The sequence below is a fragment of the Verrucomicrobiia bacterium genome, assembly GCA_036268055.1.
Taxonomy (GTDB): Bacteria; Verrucomicrobiota; Verrucomicrobiia; order Limisphaerales; family Pedosphaeraceae; genus DATAUW01.
On record DATAUW010000030.1, the window covers coordinates 36,983 to 51,693 of the forward strand.

Below are 14,711 nucleotides of genomic sequence, written 5' to 3' on the forward strand. Positions count from 1 at the left end.
GCGCAAAACCCAATTTATTTCACCGACGACGTTTGCGATTGGATCCAATACAAGTCGGCCAAGTCAGCCGCGCTCGGCATCGAAATATTATTCGTGACCGCCGCCGCGATGGCTCCGCCCATCCAATGTTTGATGATCGAATGCCCATCCGCAAAAGCGAAACCCGCCGCGTTGTTATGATACGAACCAGGAATATCCACACACCGGCTGTAGGTCGGATTGCCATTCGCATCCGCTTTGCCCATGCCGACGGAAAACACCGGGTCATTGATGCTGTCGGGATTCTCATCGAGAATGACGAATAGCGATGACGGGTTCGGAATGTTCGCGAGTTTCCCATAAGTCTGCCAGTCCGAGGTATTGCCGCCGTCACCCTGGTACGAGCCTGAGAGCCAGGTCGAGCCCACCGGCAGGCCTTTGGCAAGGGTGAAACTGGACGTGTTCCAAATCGTTCCCACCGCGCAATTCATCGAGACGCTGCGGTTGCGCGGCCCCGCGCCTTGCACAACGCTGTGGTCTGCCGGGCAATGATAAGTGCTCGGGGAAGAATCATATTTGTAAAGGCACGAGCCGGTGGTGAGATAAAAATCATTGGTGGCCTGGCTATTGCCGGACGTGTTATCCACGCCCCCGCCGACCCAGTTCAGTTGCAGCGGCGGTCCGAAATAGGTCTTGGGCGGCGCGCCGCTGCCGGAATAAAAATCATTGGGCGCCAGCAAATCGTTGTTATCGCCCGCGTACATGTTCCACGCGATCATGATCTGCTTGGTGTTGTTCATGCAGAAAACTCCCTGCGCCTTCGCCTTGGCTTTGCTCAACGCGGGCAACAGCAGCGACGCCAAAATCGCGATGATGGCGATCACCACGAGAAGTTCGATCAACGTGAAGGCCCGGTGAACGCGATGACTTTTCCGCTCTGTAACAACCGGCCCACGCGCCTGTTTTAAAATTTTCATGTTTCGATGGTTTGAGTGGAAAATTGGAAATCGTCGGGTGAAATGAAATCGGGTGAAGTTTAAAAAAGGGGCGCCGACGCGAACGCCGGCGCCCCATGTTTCATTCAGATCAAGGAGTCAGTCCGGGATGGACCAGCTCGAAGAAAAGATTACCACTCGGCGGCAGATTACTGCTGCTCAATTCGGTGTGATAATGATCACCCAACTGCAATGCCGTGACGCTCGTGTTCGTATTGACGGTGCCCGAGGTCAGGCTCGTGCGGGTGCCAAGAACGAAGCCATTCGCGGGCACTGTCCAGTCAACGTAATACTTCAAGTCCGGCGAAGGCAGGAAAATGGCGTTCGTCGGAACGGATGAATCCGACGCATAAACCCAGTCGCCCGAAGCGCCGCCACCCGCGTTGATGTTGATATTGGTGTCGGTCAGGAAGTCGTCCGAGAGCAGCGTCGTGCCGCCGTTGGAGATGGACGCGTTGCTCAATACGACCCGCTGGCCGACATTGCCGCCGCCATTGTTGTAACCGCCGAAATACACCACCATGCCGCCGCCGAAATAATTTTCCACATCGGAGGAAGACAAGCCGAGCGGGAAGGGCAGGTTCGTGCTGGAACCATCCGGCGCGACGACATGAATGTTCGTATTGCCAGTGAAGGTGTAAGACCAGTTGCCGATAACTCCCCCCGCCGCGCGGAAGGAAGGCAGGCCCCCGTCATAGAGATTGCCATTGCCACCGGCGCTATTGGTTTTGCAACGGAGGGTGGTCGTAGCTGAGTTGTCCGAGTTCCGGTTGATGTCAATCATCAGCACGTTCGGTTCGGCATAATCCGGCTCGGCTTCGGTGGCGAGATTATTTGGGACGAGATAAATCCGGGCGTCGTAGTTCGGATAATTCGTCGTGGGGAAACCGGCGATGCCGATGGTATAAGTCACCGGATCGCTTTGGTCCACCCACGAATAATTCGTGCCGATCGCATTGATATTCGCCGTCTCCAGGCTTTCCCGGTCATACGCTCCTCCGTTGTTGTTGAGGATGTTCAAACCCTGCACCGGCTTGGAAATGGAAACCGTTGGCCGCGTGATGGCCATGACTGCGCCCTTGAACACGACGTTATCAATGAAATACGCCGCCGTGCCGCTTGTCGGCATGTTGCCATATTTTTTGAAAAATATTCCGATGATGTCTGTCAGGCCGGAGGAACTGCTGATGATCGGCACGCGCATGTGAACCCAGCCGTTTGAGGCGCCATTGGGAATGAAAAGATTGGTCGTGCCGCCACTGAGATCTTCCTCGCCGTTGTTGCCGGTGAGCGGGCCTTCCGTGAGTCCCAGTGGGATTCCCGAAATATCTCCCGACTGGTTGAACGCGGTCAGGTCAATCGTGGACAAATTCGTGTCCCACATCACGTCGAACTCGACCGCCTGATAATGCGTGCCGTCAATCATGTTGGTCTCGGGACTCACGCTGAAGCCGGTATTATTCGTGTCGAAAAACATCGCGATAACGTCGTTATTATCCCCGGGCGCGATCTCGCTGACGATTTCCGCCGAACCGGAAGTGCTCAATCCGTGCGCGTCATTGGTGGAAAACGCAACCGTTACTGGATGGCCGTACCAATTCGTGAAAACGCCGCCGAGGAAGTTCGCGTTGTCGAACGTGAAGGCGGTGTAATCGGGATACGTCGCCGCCGGAATGTCGAACACGATATTGTCCACATACATAATCGCGGTGCCATTGGTCGTATAATTTCCGTCGTACGGATCAATGGTGATTTTGCGGGTATCTATCGCGTTCGCGAAGCCCGTCGGCAGCGGCACGACGATGTGTTGCCAACCGTTGTTCGTGGAGACGGGCGCGATGTCGGCGCCGTAGAGGCCCACAAAATTATAATTGGCCGTGACGAAAGCATCCAACTGGAAGTGGGTCGCAGTTCCGTATTGGTCGAGCGCGGACGCCGGATCCACCTTCACGTCAAATTCCAAAGCGGTGGCGTGCGAGAGGTCAACCGATCCGGGTAAATTATACGACGAGGCATGTTGCGCCTGTGTCGGCGTGTAAGTGATGGTCAGCTTGAGTGAACCGGAAGAGGCATTGCCATTGGCATCGTCCGTGGAGAAAGTGGTGGTTCCCGCGGCTGGGCCGTAATCATAACTGAAGAGGCTTGCCTGCGCGGAATTGTCGAAAGTATCCACGACATAGTTCTGGGCTTGGCCGTTCGAAGCGGCCAGCGCCAAGCCGACCGCGGCCAGCAACGCTGTTTTTGTGTATCGGTTGAATTTCATAACGGTGAGTTGATGTCTGCTTTGCTTATTTGGTTGGTGCGGCATTTTCCGGCGGTGTTGCGCGCATTGATTCGCAACGTCGCTACTCTCTACCGAGAGGCACAGCCGGGGTGATCTGTGCCCACCATAGCAGTCCCGTTTTTGCTGGCATGTCGTGAAAATTGATGACACAAGCGAAATAGCTCATGAATAAAGGCTTTTGTGGAGTTTTCTCCATTGCCTCCGAACGGTCGCAAACAAGTCATTTAAGAATTATTCCGCGAGATTTTTTTCTCTTGTAACACCAACTTAGTCCGCTTCTACAACGACTTAGCTCCGTTTTTCAGTAACTCGTAAGTGCTCCTGACAATCTATGGATAGCCCAATTCCCCGGTAGAATTCTCTGGAATTTTTTCTCCCTTTCGTATGTCCCATATTTTGATGACACCATTTGGACGGCCGAGGCTAATACTTTTGTACTATGTTTTGATGACATCCCCTTTTTGCCGTTCTGAGCTAGGTTGACCGTGTCCATCCAAACTATTGCGCCATCGGCAAACGAATTTGCAGCGCCAACAAATTGCGAAATGAATCCGTTCACACAAACTTCTGCCCGCTGCCGCTGGCCTCTCCTTGCGGTCTTATTTCTCGCCGCCAGCCTGGTGGCGTGCAGCAAACATGCGGAGGCTCTGGGCGAATCAACCTCCTCGGATCCCGAGGTCAACGCGCATCTTGCCCAGCTTACTCATGAATTGCGCCACGCGATGGTCGGCCAAAAGCTTAACCGCGATTTCGACGAGTTCGCCGCCCTGCGCCATTTGACCGTGCCACCGCCGCCGGAAGGAAAAAAATACGCCATCAGTGAAAAGTGGAAGGTCGTGCTCGTGGACAAATGAAAAATTTTCGCAGTTAAAATTATGACAACAAAAGATTTCCCCCACGCAAACGCGGTGAAGCCGTTCGCGCGCGCGTTCACACTGATCGAATTGCTGGTCGTCATCGCCATCATCGCCATTCTCGCCGGGTTGCTCTTGCCCGCGCTGGCGTCCGCGAAGGGCAAGGCGCGCCGCATCCAATGTGTTTCGCAAATGAAACAACTCGGCCTGGGCGTGTCGCTCTTCGCCGCCGATCACACCGACATGTTTCCGCCCGCCGGTTACTCCACTGCCAACAACCAGGTCGCGTGGGATGGTTTCATAAATAACTATATCGGCGGTAATTTGGCCCACACCGACCTCGACGGCGGCACGCTGGATACCGACCAGGCACCCGGAGTTTTACATTGCCCGGCGGACCGCGGCGCGGACAGTGGCTGGGTGGCGAATTATCCCGGCGTCTTCGCGCGCCGCACGTATGCGATGAATGCCGTTGGCCCCGCCTACGGGACCGAATACCAGATTCAGCCCGGCAAACCCATTCCACCGCCTGACCACGGCGTGGGCATCTATTGGGACGACGCCATTTTTCCGAACATAAACTGGGACATCCCCGGCTACACGTCAGCAGTGGTCGCCGATCCCTCCGGAACCATTTTGCTCGTCGAACAACCTTGCGGGGATAACGTGGCCGATAATATTTGGCCCTGCATTTCGTTTGGCCCGCAAGGAACCGCCGGCCAGGGCAACGGCGAACTCTATCAACTCGACAACAACGACACGGAAAACCAGGGCGCCGCGCTCTACGCCGCGCATGGTGCGCGTTTCAATTATCTTTTTCACGACAACCACGTCGCGCCGCTCAAGGTGGAACAAACCATCGGCACCGGCACGCTCGCGTTGCCCAAGGGAATGTGGACCGTCGCCGCGGGGGATTAGAAGAAAATGTTACCCTCCAAAAAATTCCTTTGCCGCCAGTGGGTAATCCGTGCATACACCGTCCACGCCCCATGATTTAAAATCCGCCCAGCGCTTTTTCATCGTCGCGAGATCGAAGCCGTGTATCTCCGGCGAAATCAAATAAAACAATCGGCCCGCCTCCCGCACCGCGCGAGCTTCTTTTTCAGTCAGCCACAAGGTGTCGAATTCATCGCCCCACACGACTTCGGCGGGAATGGAAAGGCATTGCGACAACGGCTCCTTACGGTCACTCAGGCGCGCGGCCAGGCGCACCTTGTGGCTATGCGGCAATAATTTTATTTTCCATTGCGCCGCGCCCGGCGTTTTAGGTTGCAATAATTCAAAATCGAAATAAAAACTGCGCGCGCCGAGCCGTCCGGAATTCATCAGGTCAATCAAAGCCGCTTCGTAACCGAGTTCCTTGACGTTGATCGCGAGTTCGAGATTTGGATGCCGTTGAAATAATTCAGTGTAAGCGGCAAGACTGTTTTCGGGCGTGCGCGGCGCGGCATCGTGGCTGATATAAAATTCATTCGCCGCATCGCGGCGCAAATCGGTTTCCAGGCCGAAGCCTTGCGCGAGCGCATCGGCACACGCGGCAACGGAATTTTCCACCACGGAATGCGGGCCGTTCAAATTGGCGCGATGAGCGAGGATGATCATTTTACCGATGTGCGGCGTTGCTGAATTAAGGCGCGGAAATGTCCAGCCAATCGGGATGCTTCTCGGCGTGCCGAGCGATTTCTTCGAGCACCTTTTCGACTGAGGACGCCGGCTTCCATCCCCAGGTTTTTTTGGCGAGTGTGGAATCGAGGACCATCCACGGAATATCGAATGGCCGCGAACTGCCGTCGGTCTCCACGTGATGCGCGCCGAAACGCCTGCTGCACCACGCACTGAGTTGTGCGAGCGAAGTGGCGCTGGCGGCTCCGCCGCTGACATTGATGGTGCGCGGTTGTTTTGCGTTGAGGCCCACACGCATCTGTTTCAAAAGCAACGGCGCCATGTCGGCGGGATGCAGACAATCGCGCACTTGAAAACCTTTGCCGCCGAAGCCGAGATATTTCAGCGGACGCTGGCGCAGCCACGAGTTGATCCAGAAACTGAAGATGCCCTGGTCGGCGCGGCCAAATTGTCCGGCACCCGCCAGCACGCCGCAACGATTGATCCACACGGGAAATTGAAAGGTCTCACCATATTCCAGCGCGAGCGCCTCGGATGCGAGCTTGGTGCTGCCGTAAAGCGAAATGGGCGCGGCGGTCGAAAAATTTTCCGCAACTCCCTGCGCGGAAATTCCCGGCGTGCGCGCCTTGGCGTCGGGCTGAAAAGCATTTTTGATCGCGCGCACTTTCAGCGCTGCCAGCGGCTTGATTGCATACACGCGGCTGGTGCTCAGCAACGTAAAACCGGCGCGATGCGCCTTGCAATATTCGACCAGATTAACCGTGCCATTGAGGTTGTGCTCGACTAACTGTCGGCTGCTTGTCTGTCCATCCACGCCGGCGAGCACGCTGGGATTGGCGGCGGCATCCACCACCCAATCCGCCGCGGGCAACGCGCCGATGTCCGCCGCGCTGCGCACATCCGCGTACTGCACTCGAATGCCAAGCCGCTTCAATTCAAGCCGGTTGAGTTCACTGCCGGGCCGGATGAAATTATCGAAGCCGAAAATTTCCGCGCCTTCAACGCTCTCCTTGAGCCGAGCGGCGAGCGTGCTGCCGACGAACCCGCAAATACCGCTGATGAGAATTTTTTGTTTCAAGCGAATCAGCCCGCCTGGCAGGCGGCGTTGATCTCGGTCAAAATGCCGCGCAAATCGTAGCGATATTTCCAGTCGGGATAATGCGATTGGAATTTGCGCACGTCGCTGATCCACCAGATATGATCGCCGATGCGGTTGTCTTCGACGTAAGTCCAGTTGAGTTTGCGCCCGCTAATTTCCTGGCACAAGTCAATCGCTTCGAGCATCGAGCAATTCGAGTGGCGGCTGCCGCCGAGATTATAAACTTCGCCCACGCGCGGCGCGCGAAAAAATTGCCAGATGGCCTCGACCAAATCATGGCTGTGAATATTATCGCGCACCTGTTTGCCGCCGTAACCGAATACGCGATAGGGTTTGCCCGTCACCGTGCATTTCATCAGGTAAGCAAGAAACCCGTGCAACTCCGTGCCCGCGTGGCCCGGACCAGTCAGGCATCCGCCGCGAAAACAAACCGTGTGCATGCCAAAATAGCGGCCGTATTCCTGGACCAAAATATCCGCAGCCACTTTGCTCGCGCCGAAGAGCGAGTGCTTCGTTTGGTCAATGGACATCGTCTCGTCAATGCCGTTCCAATAGCCGTGGCCGCGTTCGATTTCCCATCGTTTTTCCTCCGCGACCAGCGGGAGGCGATTGGGAGTATCGCCATAGACTTTATTCGTGCTCGTGAAAATGAACGCCGCATCGGGCGCGTGCAGGCGGGTGGCTTCGAGCATGTTCAACGTGCCCACGGCGTTCACGCCAAAGTCCGTGTGCGGTTCGCGCGCGGCCCAATCGTGCGACGGCTGGGCGGCGGTATGCACGACGGCTTTGATGTCCTTGCCAAATTTTTTGAAGATGGTTTCGATCGCCGCGGCGTCGCGAATATCAGCGGAAAAATGCTGGTAATTCTTGAGATTTTTTTCGAGGCGTTCGCGAGTATGGCTGGTGGAAGCTTCAGCGCCAAAAAAACGGGCGCGCATGTCGTTATCAATTCCAACCACCCCCAGATTTTCGCAATGGAACCGCTGGCAAGTTTCCGAACCAATCAATCCGGCAGCGCCGGTCACAATAATCACGGACATCCGTGCTGAATATCAGCCACGCGGCGTGGTGGCAATTCCAAAGTGAACGCGTCTCAAAGTTATCGCCGTTTCATCCCGAGAATGCTTACAAAGAAGCTGGATAGAATGGTCTGAAAACCCAGGGCCGTCAGCGTCATGCCGGGAATCACCAGGCGCATCGTCCGGCTGTATTCGAGATGCCCGAAATGCACGTTCCACCATTGCGCCACTGCCCACGCTAATAAAATAACGCCGGTCAAAAACGCCATAACCCCTATCACCAGTCCGCGTTCCAAATAGACCAAATCAAAAAAATATTTCATCGCCGGGTCTTCTGGCAACAGACCTTCGTTGATGGCAAAGGTCTTGGCAAACACCGCGAACAACACGGATTGATAGCCCAGCAATATTGCCAGGCTCGCGAAGAGCAGCGTGTGGGCATCGAATGTTATGCCGTGTATCTCAAGTCCGGGCAGCGCGATCGCGTAACCAGCCAGCCCAAAAATTCCCAGCAAAATACCAGGATACAAAAACAGCCAGCGCGGACTGAAGATCAGGAAAAAGCGCAGCGTGCGCCAGCCATCGCGAAAGGTTTTTAAATGCGGCGCGTGCGCCTTGCGGCCGTCGGGGTGCAGCGTGATCGGGTTCTCGGCGATCTTCACTCCGCGGATGCTCGCCTTGATGATCATCTCGGTCGCGAATTCCATCCCCTGGCAGCGCAGGTCCAGCCGGTAATACAAATCCTTGGTGAACGCGCGCAGCCCGCAATACACATCGTTGATCGGCGAAGCAAACATGTGCCGCGCCATCAAAGTGAACATCGGATTGCCAATCCAGCGATGCGACCACGGCATCGCACCCGGCAATACCTTGCCGCCGCCGCCGGTCAATCGGCAACCCATCACGAGGTCGCAGCCTTCGCGCAATTTCGTGATGAAGCCGGTGATCTCGGAAAAATCGTAACTGTCGTCGGCATCACCCATGAGCACCCACTTGGCCTGGGCGGCTTCGATGCCCCCCTTGAGCGCGTTGCCATAGCCTTTCTCCGATACGCGCACCACGCGGGCGCCGAGCCGTTCGGCAATTTCGATGGAGCCATCCGTGCTGCCGTTATCCGCGATAAGAATTTCGCCGCGCACGCCCGCGCGTTCGAGGCCAAGCCGGGCTTTTTGGATGCACGTTGCCAGCGTGTCGGCTTCGTTCAAGCACGGCATCACTACAGATATGTCATAGCTTTCTGACACTAATTAATGGTCGCGCAATGTAGTAAGAGCGCGTCAAAATGGCGAACCTTTTGTTGGCGGGAAAAAATAAAAATCCGCGCGTGGATTTTGGCAAGGAGATCAAACCTCCACGCTTTTTCCGGGCGCGGGCTGGATGATTTTCATTTTCGGATGGCGCGCGCGGATCTGTTCCTCGAACCATTGGCGCGAATCGGCATCGCCGTGGCCAAGCAGAACCGTGTGCGGAGAAACCTGACCGACGAAATTCAAAAGTTCATCGCGGTTCGCGTGCGCCGTAAGATCGAAGTCGTCCAGTTCACAACGCCGCGTCACTTCGCCGGCGCTGGGGCTGAAAATAAATGTCTCGCCGGGTTTGGCGGCTTTGAGGCGTCCGCCGGGAGTATCGCGGTCCGCGTAACCGACAAAGAAAATCGCCTGCCGCTCGTCGCCGATCATGCGCGTGGCGAGATTATGAGCAGCGGTATTTTCACTCATCATGCCGGCGGTGATGACAAAGATGCGCCCGCCAGAAAGTTTCATTTTCTCAAGCTGCCCCTTTTCGAGCACGACGAGATTCAAGGCTTCGCGCAGTTGCAGGCTGCTGTGCTGGCGATGAGTGCGATGCGATTCGAGATCGTAAATCTCGGTGAAAACCCGGCCGAGACCGCCAATATAAATCGGCTGATGCTTGAGCCGTCCGGAACGCGTGAGCAACGCGAGCATCGCCAAAATTTCCTGCGTTCGTCCGAGCGCAAACGTCGGAATGAGAATACAGCCTTTGCGTTTTTGAACATGTTCGATCGCCTGGGTAAGCCGCTCCAGTTCGCCCGCGCGGGTGAAACCTTGCGGCACCGCGCGATTGCCGCGCGTCGTTTCCATGATCAGCACGTCGGCCTTCACGTCTTCAAAACGCGCGCCCTTCAAAATCGTCTGGTCGCCAAACGAAACATCGCCCGTGAAAAACAAAGTTTCCTTTTTGCCGCGCACCATCATTCCGGCGGAACCGAGCGCGTGCCCGGCGTCATAAAATTCCAGCGTCGGCGAAGGCATGCCCGCGCGCGTTTTCGCGTACGAAGCCCATTCGATCTGGCGATTGTATTTGAAGCCTTGAAAACGCGGCGCCATTTCGTCCACTTCGTCGTGCGAGTAGAGCGGATATTCCTTGATGCCCGCTTCGTCGCGCTGGCGGGTCATGACATTGACGGAATTGTGCAGCACGCGCTCGACGATGAAATAACTCAGCTCCGACATGAGCACGTGCGCCTTGGGAAAATGCCGCAAAGCCACCGGCAGCGAACCGACGTGATCATGATGACAATGCGAAAGCGCCACGGCATCGAGATCCTCTTTGGCGATGAGGTCGTAGAGCGGAAGACTCGCGCGGCCTTCGCGTTTGGGATGCGTGCCGGCATCCATTAGCAGCCGGTGGCCCTCGAGGTCAACAAACCACGAGCTGGCGCCAATGTCGGCGTCAGGATTCAGATTAACGATTCTCACAAATTATTTCGGGGCCATGCCCATTTTTTTGGTCACGGCATCCGACATCAATGCGGCAACATCGTCATACTTGGCCAGACCCGCGGGAGCCTGGAATTGGCTTGTCTCCGGGCGTCCAAGTTTGACGTCCTTGAACTTCATGATGAGCGTGGAATCGTCATCGGGGATTTGCATCTGCACGGGAAATTCCTTGAGATCGGTCGCATACCAAACCACGGCATGCTGCTGATTGCCCTTCGTGTCGGTCACGGTGACATTGTCCTTTTCGCAGGAATGGCCATCCACCGTTTCCTTGCCGATGCGGGATTTTTCCAACTTATATGTCATCGCGGCGGCATCGGCTTCTTCCTTCGGCATGGGCGTGAGCGCGTAGGATTTGAGCCCGGGATAAATGGTAATGATTTCTTTCTGCTCCGGCAAAAGAATGGTGGACATCTGGTCCATGCCCATTTGTTTCATCATGCCGGCGAATTCGGGAGACATCTCCTTGCTTTTGACTTCGGCCATATTGATGTCCACACGCATCTTGCCCGCGAGCATTTGGAAACCCATGTTCATGGCGGTCGTTTCCTTCTGGTTTTTATCCAGCACGCGCACTTCCGCCTTGGAAATGAAATTGGTATTGCTGCCAAAGAAACGAATCATCGCCGCGTTCATGCCCGGGGCGCTGCCCGGACCCGCCGCCGATTTATCCGCCGTGGAAGGAACCTGGCCAAATACTGTTGCCGAACCGATGAGCAAAGCGAGAAGCCCGGCACCGGATACCCGCCCGAGAAAATTGAATGATTTCATGCTATTCAAGCGTCAACATAGTCGTTCCGGTGATTTTAACCAGTTAAATTTGGCTAACGAGGCCAAACGAGCGCATCTTCGTTCACCAACCCGGAATCTGATGGATATCAGTGACATCACCCTAAGGTCCTCCCAATTTAATTTTCGCACCTTTAAGCGAACCTATCCGAGCTTATCCGAGCCAAGGCGAACTTAAGCGAACTTATCCGAACGATTTTTGCGAACTTATCCGAGCCAAACCGAACCAGCCGCATCAAATGGCTATTTTTATCCACTTCAGCCTTCAGAACCCCCCGAATCACTAAAATCGGCCTTGGTGCAAACTCTCATCTCCTTTTTCCTTTTTCAAAGAACTGCCCCCACCATGCCACAATCTCCGAAGCCAGTCCACCCTTCCATAGGTTACAAACTCGTCGCGCGTCCCAATCCATTCCCCCACCAAACCGCCCAACTTTATGCCATTGTAAACCCCTTGCCAGTTTCGTTATGCTGGCATTTATGCAATTATGTCCCAACCCTGTTAAATCAAGCCGGGCATGAAAACTGCAACCCAATCCAAATCTTCCAATGCTGCGGCTGGCGGGAAACGCTGGTGGCAATGCTCGCTTTTACTGACGGCATTTTTGCTGTTTGCCGTGCTCTCCGGCCTTTTCATCCAGAGTTACGACATCAACAAAGTCCACTTCTCCAACGACGGCCCGCTGGGCGCGATGGTCGCCGAGCAAAACCTCATGCCACGCATTTTCACCGGTTTGTGGGTGGACTTGAACTGGCTCGGCAGCGAAGGCCTCGCGCCCGCACCCGCGATCACCACGTTCATGCGGCTGCTCTCGCCCTTTACTTACGCGCGCATTCTGCCGCCCGCGTCATTGTTCATCGTGGGCCTCTCGGCCTGCTTTTGTTTTCGCCGCTATAAATTATCGCCTATCGCGTGCATCCTTGGCGGACTGGCGGTGGGGCTGAATTCCGATTTTCTCTCCACCTCGTGCTGGGGTGTGGCGTCGCAAACCGTCGGTTTCGGCGCGATGTATGTCGCGCTCGGCTTGCTCGCGGGAAACGGTTCGTGGAAACAATGGGTTCGCGTGATTCTCGCCGGTTTGGCGGTCGGCATCGGTGTGATGGAGGCGTACGACATCGGCGCGCTGTTCAGCTTGTTCATCGCCGCCTTCATCGTGTTTCAATCGCTGTTCATGAGCGAAGGCGAAGTGCCCGCGAAGGCCGGCAAAGGCTTTGTCCGCGTCGCCATCGTGGCGGTGTTCGCACTCTTTATTTCCGCACAGGCGTTGACCACGCTGATCGGCACGCAACTCAGCGGCATTGAAGCCGCGAAACAAGACGCCAGCACCAAGCAAAAAGTCTGGCCCGTGATGACCGAATGGAGTTTGCCCAAGGCCGAGACATTCCAAATCATCATCCCGGGCATCTTCGGTTATCGCAACACCTGGCACATGTATGACAGTGACCAGCCGCAGGCAGATCAATATTGGGGAATCATCGGCGAAGACCCAAACATCGGCATGGCGCAAGACCTTCTCAAGAGTTCCAATCCCGACGCGCAGGCGCAAGCGGAAGGTTATCTGAAGAACCCCAATTTGCTCTGGCGCCTCATCGGCACCGGATTTTACATGGGCGTGCCGGTGGTTGTGATCGCGCTCTGGGCATTGTTCCAGGCGTTTCGCGGCGAGAGATCGCCCTTCACGAAATTCCAACGGCGCATGATTTTGTTTTGGGGCGGTGCGACGCTTATCTCATTGTTGTTTTCGTACGGCAAATACGCGCCGTTCTATCAGTTTTTTTACGCGCTGCCCTACGCGTCGGCGATTCGCAATCCCGATAAGTTCATGCACGTCTTCACCTGGGCGTTGCTGATCGTCTTCGCCTTTGGCGTGCATGGGTTGGTCGAATTGTATCTGAAAAACCCGGTGGTCCGCGCCGGAGGTGTGCTCACGCAATTCAAAAATTGGTGGGCCAAAGCGAACCCGTTCGAGCGCGGCTGGCTCGGCGGTTGCATCGGAGTGGTCATCGTCTCGTTTCTCGGCTGGGCAGTTTATTCGACGGACACCAAGCAACTTGTGGCCTATCTGCAAACTGTCGCCATCCCGGAAGACATCGCGCCGAAAGTTGCGGCGTTCAGTATTCACGCCGTAGGCTGGTTCGTGCTGTTGCTGGTGGTGACAGTTATTTTGCTGGCGCTGATTTTCAGCGGGCAGTTCGCGGCATCGCAGGCACCACAAAAAGATTCGCTAAGATCCGAAATCCTGCCGGGCTCAATCGGCATGCGGGGCATCATCGCGGCGACGCTGCTGGGAGCATTGATTGTGTTCGACCTCGGACGCGCGGGCGCGCCGTGGATCGTTTACCAGGACGTGCCGTATAAATATGCCGACGATCCGATCATCATGTTCCTCGCGGATAAACCTTACGAACATCGCGTGGCCATGTTGCCCGTGCCCACCGGCACCGACCAGATGGCTCTCCTGAACGCTGCTTACGGCAGCCATTGGAAGCAGGGACTCTTTTTCTACAACAACATCCAATGCGCCGACGTGGTGCAGGAACCGCGCGTCTCGACCGACAAGGAACGGTTCAACGAAGCCCTGCCGCAAAACAGTCTCTTCAACATTTTGCGTTTTTGGGCGTTGTCCAATACCCGCTACATCCTCGCGCCGGGCGGCGATTTCGTGAGCACACAGCTTGACCCCAGTGGAAAAACTTTCCGCGTCGTGCGCCAATTCGATTTTGTTCCGCGCAGCGCGAACCCCGTGAATTCCGTGGATTTTATCACAAAAACCAACACCACCGGCAGCCTCGCCGTGGTGGAATTCCTCGGCGCGCTGCCCCGGGCAAAATTGTACCCGAATTGGGAAGCGATGGACGACACCAATACCCTCCAAACCGTCGCCAGCCAGAATTTCGATCCGCGCTCAAAAGTGATCGTGGCCGCCGACTCGGGATTGCCCAAGCCCGGCGTCGCCGACGTCAGCGCGAATCCTGGCGCAGTCGAGATCAATCCCAACTACCGCTCAAAACGCATCGAAGTCTCGGCCGATGTCAAAGTTCCGTCGGTGCTGTTATTGAGCGAGCGTTACAGTCCGAAATGGAAAGTCACCGTGGACGGGCAACCGGCCCAGTTGTTGCGCTGTGATTTTATTTTGCGCGGCGTTTTCCTGACACCGGGCAAGCACACTGTGGTATTCCACTTCGCACCGTCGCTGACCGCGCTTTACGTCAGCCTCACGGCCATCATCATCGGCATCGCGCTTACCGTGCTGCTGATCGTCAGCGGCAGCGAAGACGAAACCGAGGAAAAAGAAACGCCGTCCGCCGACGCCAAAGTTTGATCGCC

Annotated in this window: 11 protein-coding genes; 3 read left to right on the forward strand and 8 right to left on the reverse strand. The window is 55.9% G+C overall.

Going from position 1 to position 14,711, the window contains the following annotated elements:
• Window positions 1-14: 14 nt before the first annotated feature.
• Together VH413_17025 and VH413_17030 are read right to left on the reverse strand one after the other, a co-directional pair.
• On the reverse strand, window positions 15-956 hold the full coding sequence (locus VH413_17025; protein ID HEX3800399.1) for a prepilin-type N-terminal cleavage/methylation domain-containing protein: 942 nt from the start codon (window positions 954-956) through the stop codon (window positions 15-17).
• A 109-nt stretch (window positions 957-1,065) separates the two neighbouring features.
• Complete coding sequence (locus tag VH413_17030) at window positions 1,066-3,237, reverse strand: hypothetical protein (protein ID HEX3800400.1); 2,172 nt, start codon at window positions 3,235-3,237, stop codon at window positions 1,066-1,068.
• Window positions 3,238-3,803: 566 nt separating this feature from the next.
• On the opposite strand from VH413_17030, the gene VH413_17035 reads away from it, so the two are divergent.
• Window positions 3,804-4,112 carry a hypothetical protein gene (locus tag VH413_17035; protein HEX3800401.1) on the forward strand — a complete coding sequence of 103 codons (309 nt, stop codon included), beginning with the start codon at window positions 3,804-3,806 and terminating at the stop codon, window positions 4,110-4,112.
• A gap of 21 nt (window positions 4,113-4,133) precedes the next feature.
• Entirely contained in the window at window positions 4,134-5,030 is an 897-nt protein-coding gene (locus VH413_17040) for a DUF1559 domain-containing protein (protein ID HEX3800402.1), read from the forward strand.
• Window positions 5,031-5,039: 9 nt separating this feature from the next.
• On the opposite strand, the gene VH413_17045 is transcribed toward VH413_17040, so the two are convergent.
• The 6 genes from VH413_17045 to VH413_17070 all read right to left on the reverse strand — a co-directional run bounded on the left by VH413_17045 (window position 5,040) and on the right by VH413_17070 (window position 11,365).
• On the reverse strand, window positions 5,040-5,714 hold the full coding sequence (locus VH413_17045; GenBank protein ID HEX3800403.1) for a hypothetical protein: 675 nt from the start codon (window positions 5,712-5,714) through the stop codon (window positions 5,040-5,042).
• A 25-nt stretch (window positions 5,715-5,739) separates the two neighbouring features.
• On the reverse strand, window positions 5,740-6,813 hold the full coding sequence (locus tag VH413_17050; GenBank protein HEX3800404.1) for an NAD-dependent epimerase/dehydratase family protein: 1,074 nt from the start codon (window positions 6,811-6,813) through the stop codon (window positions 5,740-5,742).
• Window positions 6,814-6,818: 5 nt separating this feature from the next.
• Window positions 6,819-7,874 (reverse strand): NAD-dependent epimerase/dehydratase family protein, encoded by a 1,056-nt coding sequence (locus tag VH413_17055; GenBank protein ID HEX3800405.1) that lies wholly within the window; start codon window positions 7,872-7,874, stop codon window positions 6,819-6,821.
• 59 nt (window positions 7,875-7,933) lie between these two features.
• Window positions 7,934-9,067, reverse strand: coding sequence for a glycosyltransferase family 2 protein (locus tag VH413_17060; GenBank protein ID HEX3800406.1), 1,134 nt, complete (start codon window positions 9,065-9,067; stop codon window positions 7,934-7,936).
• A gap of 129 nt (window positions 9,068-9,196) precedes the next feature.
• The gene (locus tag VH413_17065) at window positions 9,197-10,573 is read right to left on the reverse strand and encodes an MBL fold metallo-hydrolase (GenBank protein HEX3800407.1); all 1,377 of its coding nucleotides are present in this window, start codon (window positions 10,571-10,573) and stop codon (window positions 9,197-9,199) included.
• Between the two features lie 3 nt (window positions 10,574-10,576).
• Window positions 10,577-11,365, reverse strand: coding sequence for a DUF4412 domain-containing protein (locus VH413_17070; protein HEX3800408.1), 789 nt, complete (start codon window positions 11,363-11,365; stop codon window positions 10,577-10,579).
• Window positions 11,366-11,901: 536 nt separating this feature from the next.
• Between VH413_17070 and VH413_17075 the strand changes: the two genes are divergently transcribed.
• Window positions 11,902-14,706, forward strand: coding sequence for a hypothetical protein (locus tag VH413_17075; protein HEX3800409.1), 2,805 nt, complete (start codon window positions 11,902-11,904; stop codon window positions 14,704-14,706).
• Window positions 14,707-14,711: the final 5 nt, after the last annotated feature.